Here is a 13,498-nt window from a genome sequence, read left to right as displayed (position 1 = left end):
CCGGGACGGTCCGGCTCAGGGCCGGCCGCCGTCCTGCCGTGAACGGCGCAGGGCGTACACCCGAAGTCTGCTGTAGCCGCGCACCGAGACCGGGCGCAGGGCACGCAGCCGGTACGGCGCACCGGAACCACTGGCACCGCTGGCACCGCTGGCACCGCTGGCACCGGCAAGGCCATCTGCCGCGCCGGGTCCGCCGCCGTCCCCGTTCACGAACGACGGGGGCCCGCCTATCCGGGCGGCGAGGGCCTCGTCGGTGAGGATCGTGCCGGGACGCGCGACCGATGTGAGGCGCGCGGCGATGTTCACCACCTCGCCGTACACGTCACCGAGCCGGTGCACCACCTGCCCGTAGGCCAGTCCGGTGCGCAACTCCGGCAGGACTGCGTCGCGTTCCGCTGACTCCGTCATCTCCAGCGCGGCCTCGGCTGCCGCGGCGGGGCTGTCGAACAGGAACAGCACCTCGTCCCCGATGGTCTTCACGATGCGGCCGCCGTGCCGGGCGACGGTGTCCGTCGCCAAGGACTCGAAACGCTCCAGCACGTCCACGAGCACCGTCTCCGCGACGCGCCGGGTCAGCGCCGTGTACCCGACCATGTCCACGAAGCCGATCGTCTGCCCGGAGCGCGCGGCGCCCGGCGGCGCGGCGAGGATCCGGCCCGCGTGGGCGGCGAGGTGGCGTCGCCAGACATAGCTCTGGAGGTATTCGAGGGCGGGCAGCGCCTCGGCAGCAGACTCCGCCGCCTTCGCCGTATGTCCGGCCCCGGCGGCGGCCGTATCGGATGTACCGGACGTACCGGATGCACTGGTTGCCCCCGGCGGGTGGGGCGAGTCGGGCCGGTCGGGCGCACCCCTGTCGTTGTCGTTGTCGCTGCCGATGCCACCGCTGTCGCTGCCACCGTTCGCGACGACGAGGGACATCTGCCACTCCGCCAGCCGCGCCAGGTGATGTCCCAGCGCGCGCGTGACCGCGGACTTCTGCCCCGGTGCGACGAGACCGGAGCCGAAGAGGCGGGCAGCGGTGCGGGCAGCGGCGACATCCGCGTCCGTGAAGATCACCGCATCGTCGTCCGCGGCGGCGAAGCCGAGAGCCTGCCACAGCTCGCGGAGGCGCTCCCCGGGCAACCCGGAGAGTTCGGCGACTTGCTCACGCGTGTAACGGCGGGCCCCACCGAGGAGGACCTCTTCGAGGTCCGGGGCAGCGGCGGCGCCGGGCTCCGGGGTGGTCATCCGGGCGGTCAGGTGGTGTGGACGATGAGAACGTCGGCGGCCGCCTTGCGGGCGATGTCGGACGGCACCGATCCGAGCAGCCGGCCGGCCAGAGTGTTCAGTCCCCGGTTGCCGACGACGACCAGACTCGCACTCCCGGCCTCCACAACAGCGCGGGCCAGCGCCGGGACAGGGTCCCCCTCCACCGCGAGGGTCTCGACCCGGCGAGCGCCGACGGCCTCCGCCCGCCCCAGAGCGATCCGCAGGGTCTGCTCGGCGGGCGCGGACCCCTCGACCTGATAAGCCTCGTCGCCCAGCGCCTCCTGGGCGGCGGCCCTGTCGTCCCGGCCGATGGGCCGGTAGGCGCAGAGCACGATCAGCCGGGCGTCGTTCGATACGGCGACGGCAGCTGCCCGGTCCACCGCGGCGTAGGACGAAGTCGACCCGTCGGTGCCGACAATCACGGTCTCGTATGCGGTCATGACGGGTGACCATAGCCGCCCGGACACCGCCCCACGAGCCCGCACGAGCGGTACGCGCCCAGGTTGTACCGCACTGACAAACCCGGTGCGGCGCGGGCCACTTGCTTGCTCGGAGAGCGCCAAATCCGGGGCGGCGGGCCGCGCCCGGCCCGATATGGTCCGGGCCGTACCTCCGCGGCGTTCAGGTCGCTGCGGTCGCGGCCCCGGACTTTCAACACCATGATCAGCCCGCATCCCGCGGCGAACGGAAAGTGAGGCCGCACGGACGGCAGTTGTGGTCTCCGTCGAATGTCAGACCGCCGGGCCTCCCTGGGCACCTTGACCACTCTCGCCACCCGTGAGCGCTCGGCGCATACCGGTCAGGCCGTACTCGAAGGCGTGGTCGACGTCGCCCCCGAGCCGAAAGGCGCCACTCAGCTCCATCTCGATGAAGCCGGTGACCCAGGCCGTCAGCAGGCGCGCGGCGTCGAGCGCCTCCCGCTCGCCCACGAGTTCCCTGGCGGCGCGCAGTACCGGGCCCGCCGCGCGGACGAGGCCGGCGTCGGGTGGCGCCTGCACGGAGTGCAGCAGCCGGAATCCCTCGGGGCGATTCCTGGCGAACATCCGATAGCAGCGCGCCAGTTGCTCGATCGAGCCGTCGGTCGCCTCCAGCCGGGCGGCCAGGTCGTCGACGGTGGCCCCGGCCACGGCAGCCAGGAGGGCGGCGCGGTTCTCGATGCGCTTGTACAGCGACGGGGCCCGCACCCCCACCCGTGCGGCGACGCCCTGCATCGTCAGCCCCTGCCGGCCGTCGGCTTCCAGCAGGTCACGGCCCGCAGCGACGATCGCGTCGAGCGAGGTCTTCTCAGGGGTCGGCATGGTTCACCTTTTCACCGCATGGCTATTGACGCTAGCCATCATAGCTAAGTACCTTAGCCATCGATATCCCGCATCCGTACCTGCCCGGGAGTGACCCATGAAACTCGCACCCCATCTGCACCGCCTCGGCAACGACCTGGTGGCGTGCTACCTCATCGACACCCCCGAGGGCATCACCCTCATCGACGCGGGCCTGCCCGGTCACTGGCGGGACCTGCAGCGCGAACTCGACTCCCTGGGCAAGTCCGCCGACGACATCCGCGGTCTCGTACTGACCCACGGGGACTCCGACCACATCGGCTTCGCCGAGCGCCTGCGGAGCGAGCACGGCGTGCCGGTATTCGTGCATGCCGCCGACGCCGTCCGCGCCCGTACGGGCGACAAGCCCAAGACCCCGGCCGGCCCCATGCGCCTGGGCCCGGCACTCTCGTTCCTCGGGTACTCCCTCCGCAAGAACGGCCTGCGCCCCCGCTACGTCGGCGAGGTGACCGAGGTCCATGACGGGCAGGTCCTGGACCTGCCCGGGAAGCCGGTGATCGTAGGCATGCCGGGGCACTCCCCGGGAAGCGTGGCGGTCCACGTACCGCTCGCCGACGCGGTCTTCGTCGGCGACGCGCTGACCACCCGGCACGTCCTCACCGGACAGGCCGGACCGCAGCCCGCCCCCTTCACGGACGACCCCGCCGAAGCGCTCGCCTCCCTCGACCGCATCGCCCCGCTGACGGCGTCCTGGGTACTCCCGGGCCACGGCGCCCCCTGGCAGACCTCACCGGCGCGGGTGAGCGAGGCGATCAGGAAGGGCTGAGGCGCTGCGGGGCGGCTCACCGCCCGCGGCCAGTGCTGTCGCCCGGCAGCCCCGGCCGGGAGCGCGGTTGCGGCGCCGGGCTGTCGAGCCGGGCGCCGCATCCGCTCAGGTCGGCTCAGGCCGGGTCAGGCCGGGACGGTGGCCGGCCCGCCGAGGTGCCGGGCGAAGAACCGGACCGCGCTGTCGGCCTCGAACCGGGGCAGCTCCTTGTGCTTGCCCGAGTTCACGTGCAAGGACTTCTCCGTCGACGCGAAGGCGTCGAACAGTGCGAGAGCTTCCTCGCGTGAGATGTGCTCGTCGTCCCACTGCATGTCGAACTCGATCGGGACGGTGATCTGCTTCGCCTTCTCGGCCAGGACATCGGGCCAGTGCTGGCCGAGGACCGCGGCGGTGATTCTGGGTTCGACCGCCACCAGTGGCACACCGATCGCGGTGCCCATGTTGATGCCCCAGAAGCCGACCGGCCCGCCGGTGCCGATCTCCGGGAGTTCCTGGAGGGCGTCCAGAGTCGCCCGGTATTCGGGCACGGCGAGCTGCGCGAGGTGGTCGTTGTAGCGCACGACGACCGGGCCTTCCGGCTCGCCCGCCGCTCTCGCCCGGAACAGCTCGGCGATTTCCGCATCGTCGTGCGCCGTGCGCGGCCGGTCTCCGTGGCCGGGCGCATCGATGACAGCGACATGGAAGCCGCAGCCCGTCACGGCGCGCTGGGCCCGGCCGGCCATCGCCGGGTGCTTCTTGTGGTTGCCGCCGCCGTGGGCCATCAGGATCAGGGGCGCACGGTCGGCCGCGCTCGGCGCGGGTGACCAGAGGACGCCGGGGACGCCGCCGACGGTGAAGTCTCGTTCGAGCATGCCGTTCGATGACGACTCGGCGGTGAACTGCGGAGAGGACATGAGTGATGCCTTTCGGGAGTGCCTTGTGATCGAGGCGCTCCCGGCGACAGCTACGTCAATCGCCTGACCGTGACGGGAGGGGGAGCACCCACTCGGAAACAGCGTTCATGGGTCTCACCTCCTCGCACGGTGTCGCGGTCGACCGGAAGCTATCAGCAGGCCGCGAGACCGTGCACCCCCTTTTCCCTCAACAGGCTTTCCCCTCAACAGGATCGGTACCGGATTCCCGCTTGCCTCCCTAGGGCCCCTAGTCTAAAACTAGGAGCCCTAGGAACATGAGGAGGGCACATGGCGCGGGCCGGGCTGACGCCGGAGCGGGTGACGATCACGGGCGCCGAGCTGGCGGACGAGGTCGGGTTCGACCGGATGACCATGTCTCAGGTGGCCCGGCGGCTCGGCGTGAAGGACGCCAGCCTCTACTCGCACGTTCGCAGCCTGGAGGATCTGCGCGGACGGGTCGCGCTGCTCGCGGCGGACGAGAAGACCATCCGTATCGCGGAAGCGACCGCCGGGCGGGCGGGCAAGGACGCGCTGGTCGCGTTCGCCAACGCCTGGCGGGAGTACGCCCACACGCATCCGGGCCGCTACACGGCGACGCAGACCCAGATCCGGATCGATCCTGAACTGGCCGCGGCAGCGCCCGGACCGCGGCGCGCTGTCGAGCTGACCTACGGCATGCTGCGCGGCTACGGACTGGCAGAGCCCGATCTGACCGACGCGGTCCGGCTCCTGCGCAGCACGTTCCACGGCTTCGTCGCGCTGGAAGGCGCCGGCGGGTTCGCGCACGCGCGTTCGCCCCAGGACTCCTGGGCCCGCACCCTCGACGCCCTGCACGGGCTCCTGGAGCACTGGCCCCCGTCCCGGGAAGGAGGCTCCTCATGACCGCCCCGGCCACCGGCAGCCTGCGCGTGAACGGCGCGACCCTGCACTACGAAGTGCGCGGTGCGGGCCCGCTCCTGCTGCTGATCCCCGGAGGGACGGGCGGTGCGGCCTCCTATGACGACATCGCCGACGGCCTGGCAACCGAATACACCGTCGCGACCTACGACCCGCGCGGCATGTCCCGCAGCACGCTGGACGACCCCGGGGCCGAGCAGTACGTGGCCGAGCACGCCGACGACGCGTTCCGGATGCTGGAGCTGCTCTCGCCCGACGAGCCCGCCCGGGTGTTCGGTGCCAGCTCGGGCGCCATCGCCGCCCTGCATCTGCTCACCGCCCACCCCGCGCACGTCGCACGCGTAGTGGCGCACGAGCCGCCCGTGGTGGAGGTCCTGCCGGACGCCTCCGAACACCGCGCACTCGTCGCACGGGTGCGGGAGACGTTCCGCACCCAGGGGCTCACGCCGGCGATGGCGGTGTTCGCCGCGGGCCTGAAGGAGGACGGCGACACCAGCGAGCCGGAGACCGGGCTCAGGCTCCCGCCGCAGGCAGCGGCGCGGGCCGAACGCACCCTGGCGGACCTGCCGTACTTTGTCGGGCGCATCGTGCCCGGCTTCATGTCCTACGCCCCGGACATCCACCGGCTCGAGGCGCTGTCGGACCGGCTCGTACTCGCCTGCGGCCAGGACTCACGCGGTGAGCTGCCCTACCGCCCGGCCGCATTCCTGGCCGGGCGTCTGGGCACAGCGCTGCTGCACTTCCCCGGCGGGCACACGGGCCTGACCACCCACCCCGCCGAGTTCGGGGAGCTGCTCCGGAAGGCCTTCCGCGCCTGAGTGCAGTCCCCCCGGGGGAATCGGGACCCGCGCCGCCCGCTCCCCCGCCCCGCCCGTCGTCCGGCCGCGCCGCCGGGCGGGCTCGTGTGCCGGTGGGTCAGCCGGCGGCGGAGGTACCGGCGCCCTTCTCCGGCACCATGCCGTGCTGGTCGACGATGCCGCTCCGGAGGTTGGCGACGGACCCGGTCAGGACGTCCGCCTTACCGGGCTTCTTGTCCGCGGTGGTGTAGAAGAGCGACCCGAGGAGCGTCAGGCTGTGTTTGTCGAAGATCCACACGTCGCGGGTCGAGGAGGAGTCGTCGTCGCGGGTGATGCCGATGCCGTGGCGGCCGGCCGTGTCCACCGCGTCGGGAACCTCCCGCACACCAGGAATCTCGGCCATGGCGCGGTAGAAGGCCGCGGCGTTCTCGGCAGGCATGAGGTTGCCGCTCAGCATGTCCCCGATCATCTCGAAGACCGCCTGGTCCTTGGACTCGTGCTCGTCGGCCCCGCTGTGCGAGGCCAGCAGCTTCAGAAGCGCTTTTGGGTCGGTCGGCAGGGACTCCAGCCACCGGTAGGTGGGCCGGCGGAACCCGGGGGCCTCGGCGCCGCTGCTGTCCGAACCGTCGGGTACGGAGGTCTCGATCGGGATGTCCTCACCGGACATCGAGGCGTCCTTGCCGGTGTCGCGCATCCAGCCGACAACGGTGACGGGGGCCGGGTCCTGCGCCATCCACCGCTCGCTCTTGTGGGGCCTGCCCAGCTTCACCGGGCCGTCGATGGTCCCCATGTTCTCCTGCACGAGGCTGCGCACGTAGACGAACTGACTGTCCTTGACCGGCGTGATGTCGGTCTTCAGGGAGGCGTCGGCGATCCTGTGGAGCGCGGTGACAGCGTGCGGCGCGCTCTGCGCCGGGGAGGCAGGGGCGCCTCCGGCTCCGCCGGTCAGTGTGAGGGCCAGGATTCCGGCCAGGGCCAGCGAGGCGGCCGGCACGAGCACGGCGGGCCGCAGCAGCCCGCGCCGGAGCGGTGGGGCGAGCGGCGCGGTGGCCTGCGGGGCGGTGGAGTCGCGGTCGTGGTCGATGTGCTGCATCAGGAGGTCCTTGTGGTGGAGGTGACGCCCGGCGGGCAGGTCGAACTCCACGGGCCGCGGCAGCAGTCGGGCCAGTTCCTCCACGTCGTCCGGCTGGGGGCCGGGACGGGACGGTTCGGCGGCGTTCATGAGTTCTCCTCCCGAAGGGGCAGGGCCGCGAAAACGGCTTCGCTTCTTCCCTCTCCGCGGCGCTTCCGCGGTTCCCGCCGTTCCTGATGTTCTTCGCTGAGCCTGCCGAGGCGGGCGCGGGCACGCGAGAGACGCGACCGCACGGTGCCCACCGGCACTCCGAGCGCCTCGGCAGCCTGCGCGTAGTCCAGCCCCGACCACACGCACAGGGCGAGCACCTCCCGTTCATGGCGGCGCAGTCCGCTCAGCGCGGCGTGGACCGCCGCGAGCCGGCGGGAGTCGTCGATGCGGCCTGCCGCCTCCTCCGCGAAGTCCGGCGTCGGAGGCGGGGGCGGCCGGTGGGCCAGGAAGGTGCGACGCCGCCGCAGGCCGCGGTTGGCGTTGTACGCCTTGTGCGTCGCGATCCCCAGCAGCCAGGGCGCGAGCGAACCGCCCTCGGGTTCCAGCTGTTCCCGGTGGGACCAGGCGGCGAGGAAGGTCTCGGACATCACCTCCTCCGCGGTCGACCAGTCACCGGTCAGCCGCAGGGCGTGGTTGTAGACCGACCGCGCGTGTGCCTCGTAGAGATCGGCGAACGCCCGGCGGTCTCCCGCCCGGATGCGCGCGCGCATGCCGTCTCCGTCGTCTGTGTCCCTCATACCCGTTGTCTCTCCGCGAGCGGGCAGGGGTTCCTGTGGCCTGCCTCACGTCGTCCCGCCGGTGTGCCGGGACGGCCTGGGCGGTCCCACCGCCCAGGTGAGGACCGCGCGCCAGGTCCAAGCGGTCCACGGTCACGCCGATGTCCCTCCGCTGAACCGCTGAATCGCTGAGCCCTTGGACTCCATCATCTAGGAGCAGGCGGACGCGAAGGTGTCCGCATCGCTCTTCCACTGCTTGAACTCGGCGCTGAACGCGTCCGAGTAGACCTGGGACTGAGTGGAATTCTGCTGGTCGATCGCATCATGGAAGCTGGCCGAGCTGTCGCTCATGGACCGGCTGTCATTGGCGAGCGCGCGGATCGCGGTGCGCGCCCCGGCATCGTCCGCGGCGTCCGCGGCGGCGTCGAGGTTCGACGCCAGGGAGCCCAATGAGGCGGCAGACGCCTTGGTGAAGGTGTTGGTGTTGCTCCTCATCGCCTGGTTCGCCTGATCACAGCCCGGGTCGGTCGTCCTCGTCGCGGTGGGCAGCACCCCTGTACCCACACCCGTGGCGAACGGGGACGGCGCCGGGTAGGTGAAGGCCGGAGTCGCATGTGCCGCCGGATTCGACGGCTTGGCTTCCGACTTGACCCAGTCGAGCACCTTATGAGGGCCGACGACGAGCACCACGACGACGCCGATCACGGCCAGCCAGCCGACCATCGACGCACCCGGATTCTCCTGCTTCGGAGGGGCTTTGACGCCGCCCGCAGGCGGCTTGGGCTTGGGCTTGGGCTTGGGCTTCCCGGTGGTCCCTGCCTTGTCGGTCCCGCTGGTCCCCCCTGCCTGCTTCACCTTGGTGGCAGGCTCCTCCTTCACCTTGGTGGCAGGCTCCTCCTTCACCTTGGTGGCAGGCTCCTCCTTCACCTTGGTGATGGGCTCCGCCTTCACCTCGGCGGTCTTGCCGTACTTTGCCGTGCCGTACCCGGCCAGCGATGTCACCACTGGCTCGGGCAGCCAGGACTCGGCGAAGCCCATCGTCTCGCCCTGGGTCTGGCGGCGCGCGTAATCCACAATCTCCGCGACGGGAGGCCGCTCCCCGGGCTCCTTGGCGAGGCACCGCTCAACGATGACGCGGAGCTCGGGGGAGCAACTACCCAGCTCCGGCTCTTCGTTGATGACTCGGTAGAAGAGGGCGTCCGGATTCCCCTCGCCGAACGCAGTACGTCCCGTCGCGGCGAACACCGCGAGATTGGCCAGGGCGAACACATCGGTGGCCGGGCTCGCGGAGCGGCCGCGAATCTGCTCGGGTGCCATGAACGCGGGCGTACCGATGCGCACATGGGTACTGGTGAGGGCCGTGGCATCCGCGGCGTGGGCGATGCCGAAGTCGATGACGCGGGGGCCGTCCTCGGCGAGCAGGATGTTGGCCGGTTTGAGATCGCGGTGGATCAGCTTGCACGCATGGATCGCCGTGAGCCCCTCGGCCACTCCCCCGAGGAGCCGGAACACCGTCAGCTTCGGGAACGGTCCGTGCTCCGTGACGGCCTGGTGCAACGAGGGCCCCGGCACGTAGGCGGTGGCCAGCCAGGGCAGACCCGCCTCGCTGTCCGCGTCCACGACAGGCGCGGTGTAGATGCCCTGTACGCGCTGCGCGGCCTGGATCTCCTTGCGGAACCGGCGGCGGAACTCGTCGTCCTCGGCATAGTCCGGCCGTACGACCTTGACTGCGAGGGCACGGCCGCCAGGAGTGAAGGCGAGATAGACGCACCCCATGCCACCGGCTCCGATGCGGGCGCGTAAGCCGTATCCGCCGACCGTCTTCGGGTCGTCGTCGGTCAGTGGTCTGAATCGGCTCGACATCCGCAACCCCCGTGCTGCCTCGGCACCCGCGCTGGAGTCAGTCTGTGGCCACAGTCCCCAAATCCGGAACACTTTCTAGAAAATAAATTAGAAAGGGTTCTACGCTGTCCGCAACGAGGGGGCTGACGCGGTCTGTCGCCACGAGATTGAGGACACTTGCCCGATGAGTCCGAAGCAGCAGCGTGGCACTGTCACGGTCGAGCAGGTGCTGGACGCAGCGATGCGCATCTACGCCTCATCAGGGGAAGCCGGTCTCACCCTCGGCGCCATGACCAAGGCCAGCGACGTCAGCTCCGGAAGCATCTATCACCACTTCGGCAGCCTCGACGGTGTGATCGCCGCCCTCGCGCTGCGCTCACTGGACCAGCTCCTGCACCGGCTGTCGACAGCCGTGTCGGAAGCCGCCGACGCCCGCTCCGGTATTCAGGCCGCGGTCCTGGCCTACCTCGACTTCGCGAAGGCCCATCCGGACGCGGCCCGCATCATGCACTCCGCCACCGCGGACCGTGAAAACACGCCCCGCGCCGGGCAGCTCCGCGAGTCCCAGGAGGCCCGTCTGTCACCGATCGCCCTCTGGATCCGCGCGCACCAGGAGTCCGGCGAACTCGCCGATCTCTCCGCCCCCGTGACCGAATCCCTCGTCATGGGTCCGGTCGTCGCCGTCGTCCGCCGTTGGCTCACCGTGGGCGACATCGATCTGGACGAAGCCGCCCGTACGCTGCCCGAGCACATCTGGCGTTCCGTCAGCCGCCAGTAGCCTGAACCGGCCACGCACCCCGAGGGCCTTCCGGATGCCGATGCCCTCGCCTCACATACGCAGCCGGTCCCTCGGAATCGGCCATCCAGGCGCCGGGAGCACCGGGCGGCCCCGCCATCCAGGCTCGCGCCCGGACCGGGCCCGATCCGGGCGCGGGGCCAGTGCGCCGCGCCCGCCCGGCTCACTGACCCCGCCTCCCTGCCCGATCTTCTGGTCGCCGGGGTGGGCCGCGCCCGTCGGAGCGACGCTTCACGCGGACTCACGGGGCCATCGGTCCCCTGCGCCTCCCCCTGGGCCGGTCAGGGCTGGATGTTCTCCAGGTCCTCCAGCAGGCCGGGGTGCTTCGGTTCCCAGCCGAGTGCCTGCCGGGTGTGGGTGCTGGACGAGGGCTGGTCGGTCGCGAAGATCGGGCCGAGAGGACCGTAGGTCTCCGGCGGCACCGACTCGACCGGCAGACCCAGCCGCCGGCCGATCACCGTGGCGATGTCGCGCACGGTGTCTCCCTCGTCGGCCACGGCGTGCCACGCGCTGCCGGCCGGGGCCTGCTCCAGGGCGAGCCGGAAGAGGACGGCCGCGTCGAGGACGTGCACGGCCGGCCAGCGCTGTGCGCCGTCGCCCGGGTATCCGGACACCCCGCTCTGGCGGGCGATGCCGGTCAGCATCCCGGCGAACCCGCCCGCGCCCTGGCGGTGGACGGTACGGGGCAGACGTACGGCCGCACTCCGGACCCCGCGTGAGGCCAGGCCCAGAGCCGCGGTGACCGCACGGCCACGGCCGCCGACCGGCCCGTCGGTCGGCACCGGATCGGCCTCGGTGGAGAGGCTGCCGCCCGACGCGTAGGGCGTACCGGAGACGGTGATCAGGGGACGGTCGCTTCCGACCAGTTCCTCACCCAGCGCCGCGAGCGCGGCACTTTCCTCGGCCACCGACTTCGCGAGGACCTCGGCGCTGCTGAAGTCGTTGGTGAATGCCAGGTGGATCACCCCGTCGGCCTGAGCGGCGCCGGCCCGCAGGATGTCCAGATCGGCGAGACCTCCCCGCAACACCTCCGCGCCGGCCTCCTCGGCGGCCAGCGCGGAGGCGTCGGAGCGGGCGAGCGCGAGGACGGTGTGACCGTTGCCGAGCAGTTCGGCGACTACGGCGGAACCGACCAGACCGGTGCCACCAGTGACAAAGACACGCATGAGACTCTCCCGTAAGCGATGGGACTCTTGTCTCATCACTCTAGCAAAGCGACGGGACAAGAGTCCCATCGCATACGATGACCTCATGGGCAGATGGGAACCAGGCGCACGTGAACGCCTCGTCGTGGCCGCCGTCGACCTGTTCACCGAGCAGGGGTACGACGCCACGACCGTCACGCAGATCGCAGAGCGCGCGGGAGTCACCAAGAGCACCTTCTTCCGGCACTTCCCCGACAAGCGCGAGCTGCTGGTGGCCGGGCAGGAGACGCTGAGCCGGCTGCTGACCGAGGGGATCGCGGAGGCGCCCGGTGACGCCGGCCCGCTCGATGCGGTCGCTGCTGGTCTTGAGCGCGCCTCAAGCGCGATGGGCCCCGTGAACCGCGAGATCGCCCCTCGCCTGAAAGCGGCCGTCGCCGCCAGCGCCGAGCTCCAGGAGCGTGACGCCCTCAAGAGCGTCAGCCTCGCGGCTGCGGTGACAGCCGCCCTGATCGCCCGCGGCATCCCTGAACCGACCTCGGCTCTCGCCGGCGAGCTGGGCATCCTCGCCTTCAAACGGGGATTCGCCGAATGGTCCGAGGGCGCCCGCGACACCACGGACGAGCTCGCCGGATACACCCTGGCGGCCCTGGACGAGTTGCGTGCCGCGAGCGCCTCACTGGGCTGACCACCGGACAGGGGCTGGCTGCCGAACGGGGGCGGGCAGGGCACAGGCCCGCGCCATCGTCGCGACATCGTTCGCGTGCTTCGACGCCGCCGCCGCGGCATGGGTCGAGGACAACGGGCAGGGCGACATCCTGGGCCTGTACGACCAGGGCCTGGCGGCGGTCCGCGGCTGGAGTCCTCCGTCTGGATCCCCCGACCAGAACAGACGATCCAAACGAATCGGCCTACGCCCCCTCGGCTCCGACCTGCGCCGACGGTGCAGCCGTGGGCGGGGGAGCAGGCTGCCGGGCACCCCGCTCCCCCCGGGCCACCGCGAGCCGCAGGAACACCGGCACGCGCAGCGGGGGCCGTTCCGCCAGGGTCAGGACTATGACCGCGCCGCCGGTCATGAAGCGTTCGAGCCGCGAGGCCCGTACCTCGCACCACGCCCCCTGGATCCTGACGAGGTCGCCAGGAACCACCAGGACGGCGCACATGTCGCCCTCACCCGGCACGGACACCACCCCCGCCGCCGGTGCCGAACTCCGCCCAGACCACCTTGCCCGGCCCGCACCGCTCGCCGAAGCCCCACGTGTCCGAGAGGGTGTCCACCAGGAGCAGGCCCCGGCCGCCGGACGCCTCCGGGTCCGGATCGAGGAGACGCGGAGGTGCGGACGACGCGTCGTGCACCTCGATACGGAAGGCGTCGCCAGGCGCACCCAGCAGGAACCGGGTCTCGATCTCCCGCCCCGGCGAAACCATGGCGTGCTGACCGGCGTTGGTGAGCAACTCGGACAGGACGACCGAGGCCACATCCGTGAGCGGTGCGAGCCCCCAGCCTTCCAGCACCGTACGGAGTTCCGCCCGCGCTCGGGCCACACAGGCGGGGTGCCGGCTCCACCGCCGCACCACGGTGCTCTCCGCAGCCCCCATCAGCGCACCGCCACACCGTGGAGCGGGCAGCGCGGCCCGATGCCGACGCCGTGCAGGTCGAACCACGCGATCCGGCTGTACTCCAGACGCTCGTGGGCCAGAGCCGAGAACGCGCCCAGATTCGGGCGGAGTTGGTGACCGAGCGGCAGATACACACGGCATACGAGCAGGCGGCGCCTGCGGAGTACGAGTGGGGGCGACGGCGGGCCGGGCCGCCGCCTCGCCGACCGATTCAGGAATCGGACCACCGGGCCGGTGAGGCGGTCAATAAAATGCAGCATGTCGGCGCTCCTGGATTGGCGTTGACCATGCCCCCGGACCGTTGCAGCGGTCGCGGGGGTC

General features: G+C 71.4%; 16 protein-coding genes. 5 read left to right on the top strand and 11 right to left on the bottom strand.

Going from position 1 to position 13,498, the window contains the following annotated elements; all coding sequences use genetic code 11:
- Positions 1-15: 15 nt before the first annotated feature.
- The 3 genes from OG584_RS21195 to OG584_RS21185 all read right to left on the bottom strand — a co-directional run bounded on the left by OG584_RS21195 (position 16) and on the right by OG584_RS21185 (position 2,546).
- The gene (locus OG584_RS21195) at positions 16-1,227 is read right to left on the bottom strand and encodes an adenylate/guanylate cyclase domain-containing protein (RefSeq protein ID WP_405780033.1); all 1,212 of its coding nucleotides are present in this window, start codon (positions 1,225-1,227) and stop codon (positions 16-18) included.
- A gap of 8 nt (positions 1,228-1,235) precedes the next feature.
- Positions 1,236-1,688: a universal stress protein gene (locus OG584_RS21190; RefSeq protein ID WP_405780031.1), complete on the bottom strand. Its 453-nt coding sequence runs from the start codon at positions 1,686-1,688 to the stop codon at positions 1,236-1,238.
- A 291-nt stretch (positions 1,689-1,979) separates the two neighbouring features.
- Positions 1,980-2,546: a TetR/AcrR family transcriptional regulator gene (locus OG584_RS21185; protein ID WP_405780029.1), complete on the bottom strand. Its 567-nt coding sequence runs from the start codon at positions 2,544-2,546 to the stop codon at positions 1,980-1,982.
- Between the two features lie 97 nt (positions 2,547-2,643).
- On the opposite strand from OG584_RS21185, the gene OG584_RS21180 reads away from it, so the two are divergent.
- Entirely contained in the window at positions 2,644-3,351 is a 708-nt protein-coding gene (locus OG584_RS21180) for an MBL fold metallo-hydrolase (protein ID WP_405780028.1), read from the top strand.
- A gap of 125 nt (positions 3,352-3,476) precedes the next feature.
- On the opposite strand, the gene OG584_RS21175 is transcribed toward OG584_RS21180, so the two are convergent.
- Complete coding sequence (locus OG584_RS21175; RefSeq protein ID WP_405780027.1) at positions 3,477-4,244, bottom strand: alpha/beta hydrolase; 768 nt, start codon at positions 4,242-4,244, stop codon at positions 3,477-3,479.
- A gap of 288 nt (positions 4,245-4,532) precedes the next feature.
- On the opposite strand from OG584_RS21175, the gene OG584_RS21170 reads away from it, so the two are divergent.
- On the top strand, positions 4,533-5,126 hold the full coding sequence (locus OG584_RS21170) for a TetR/AcrR family transcriptional regulator (protein ID WP_405780025.1): 594 nt from the start codon (positions 4,533-4,535) through the stop codon (positions 5,124-5,126).
- A complete protein-coding gene (locus tag OG584_RS21165) occupies positions 5,123-5,959 on the top strand; it encodes an alpha/beta fold hydrolase (RefSeq protein ID WP_405780023.1) in 837 nt (278 codons plus the stop codon). Before OG584_RS21170 ends, OG584_RS21165 begins: the two co-directional genes overlap by 4 nt.
- 97 nt (positions 5,960-6,056) lie before the next feature.
- Here OG584_RS21165 and OG584_RS21160 read toward each other — a convergent pair whose 3' ends face one another.
- The 3 genes from OG584_RS21160 to OG584_RS21150 all read right to left on the bottom strand — a co-directional run bounded on the left by OG584_RS21160 (position 6,057) and on the right by OG584_RS21150 (position 9,640).
- The gene (locus OG584_RS21160; RefSeq protein ID WP_405780022.1) at positions 6,057-7,160 is read right to left on the bottom strand and encodes a CU044_5270 family protein; all 1,104 of its coding nucleotides are present in this window, start codon (positions 7,158-7,160) and stop codon (positions 6,057-6,059) included.
- Entirely contained in the window at positions 7,157-7,798 is a 642-nt protein-coding gene (locus tag OG584_RS21155; RefSeq protein ID WP_405780020.1) for an RNA polymerase sigma factor, read from the bottom strand. Before OG584_RS21155 ends, OG584_RS21160 begins: the two co-directional genes overlap by 4 nt.
- A 189-nt stretch (positions 7,799-7,987) precedes the next feature.
- On the bottom strand, positions 7,988-9,640 hold the full coding sequence (locus tag OG584_RS21150) for a serine/threonine-protein kinase (protein ID WP_405780019.1): 1,653 nt from the start codon (positions 9,638-9,640) through the stop codon (positions 7,988-7,990).
- 163 nt (positions 9,641-9,803) lie between these two features.
- On the opposite strand from OG584_RS21150, the gene OG584_RS21145 reads away from it, so the two are divergent.
- Positions 9,804-10,397: a TetR/AcrR family transcriptional regulator gene (locus tag OG584_RS21145; RefSeq protein ID WP_405780017.1), complete on the top strand. Its 594-nt coding sequence runs from the start codon at positions 9,804-9,806 to the stop codon at positions 10,395-10,397.
- A gap of 299 nt (positions 10,398-10,696) precedes the next feature.
- Here the strand turns inward: OG584_RS21145 and OG584_RS21140 are convergent, their stop codons facing one another.
- Positions 10,697-11,581 (bottom strand): SDR family oxidoreductase, encoded by an 885-nt coding sequence (locus tag OG584_RS21140; protein ID WP_405780016.1) that lies wholly within the window; start codon positions 11,579-11,581, stop codon positions 10,697-10,699.
- Between the two features lie 85 nt (positions 11,582-11,666).
- Here OG584_RS21140 and OG584_RS21135 point away from each other — a divergent pair, with 85 nt between their 5' ends.
- Positions 11,667-12,245 carry a TetR/AcrR family transcriptional regulator gene (locus tag OG584_RS21135; protein WP_405780014.1) on the top strand — a complete coding sequence of 193 codons (579 nt, stop codon included), beginning with the start codon at positions 11,667-11,669 and terminating at the stop codon, positions 12,243-12,245.
- A gap of 223 nt (positions 12,246-12,468) precedes the next feature.
- Here the strand turns inward: OG584_RS21135 and OG584_RS21130 are convergent, their stop codons facing one another.
- From OG584_RS21130 to OG584_RS21120, 3 genes are read right to left on the bottom strand one after another with little or no spacing between them, the layout of a single operon-like run.
- Entirely contained in the window at positions 12,469-12,738 is a 270-nt protein-coding gene (locus tag OG584_RS21130; protein WP_405780013.1) for a hypothetical protein, read from the bottom strand.
- Entirely contained in the window at positions 12,728-13,156 is a 429-nt protein-coding gene (locus tag OG584_RS21125) for an ATP-binding protein (protein WP_405780011.1), read from the bottom strand. The genes OG584_RS21130 and OG584_RS21125 overlap by 11 nt, the downstream gene beginning before the upstream one ends.
- Positions 13,156-13,437, bottom strand: a complete 282-nt coding sequence (locus OG584_RS21120) for a hypothetical protein (protein WP_405780010.1) — start codon at positions 13,435-13,437, stop codon at positions 13,156-13,158. The genes OG584_RS21125 and OG584_RS21120 overlap by 1 nt, the downstream gene beginning before the upstream one ends.
- Positions 13,438-13,498 lie beyond the last annotated feature (61 nt).

Origin of the sequence: Streptomyces sp. NBC_00859 (assembly GCF_045161865.1) — a bacterium.
GTDB lineage: Bacteria > Actinomycetota > Actinomycetes > Streptomycetales > Streptomycetaceae > Streptomyces.
The sequence above is the reverse complement of the archived record's forward strand: the minus strand, read 5'-3'. Positions and strand labels throughout refer to the sequence as shown.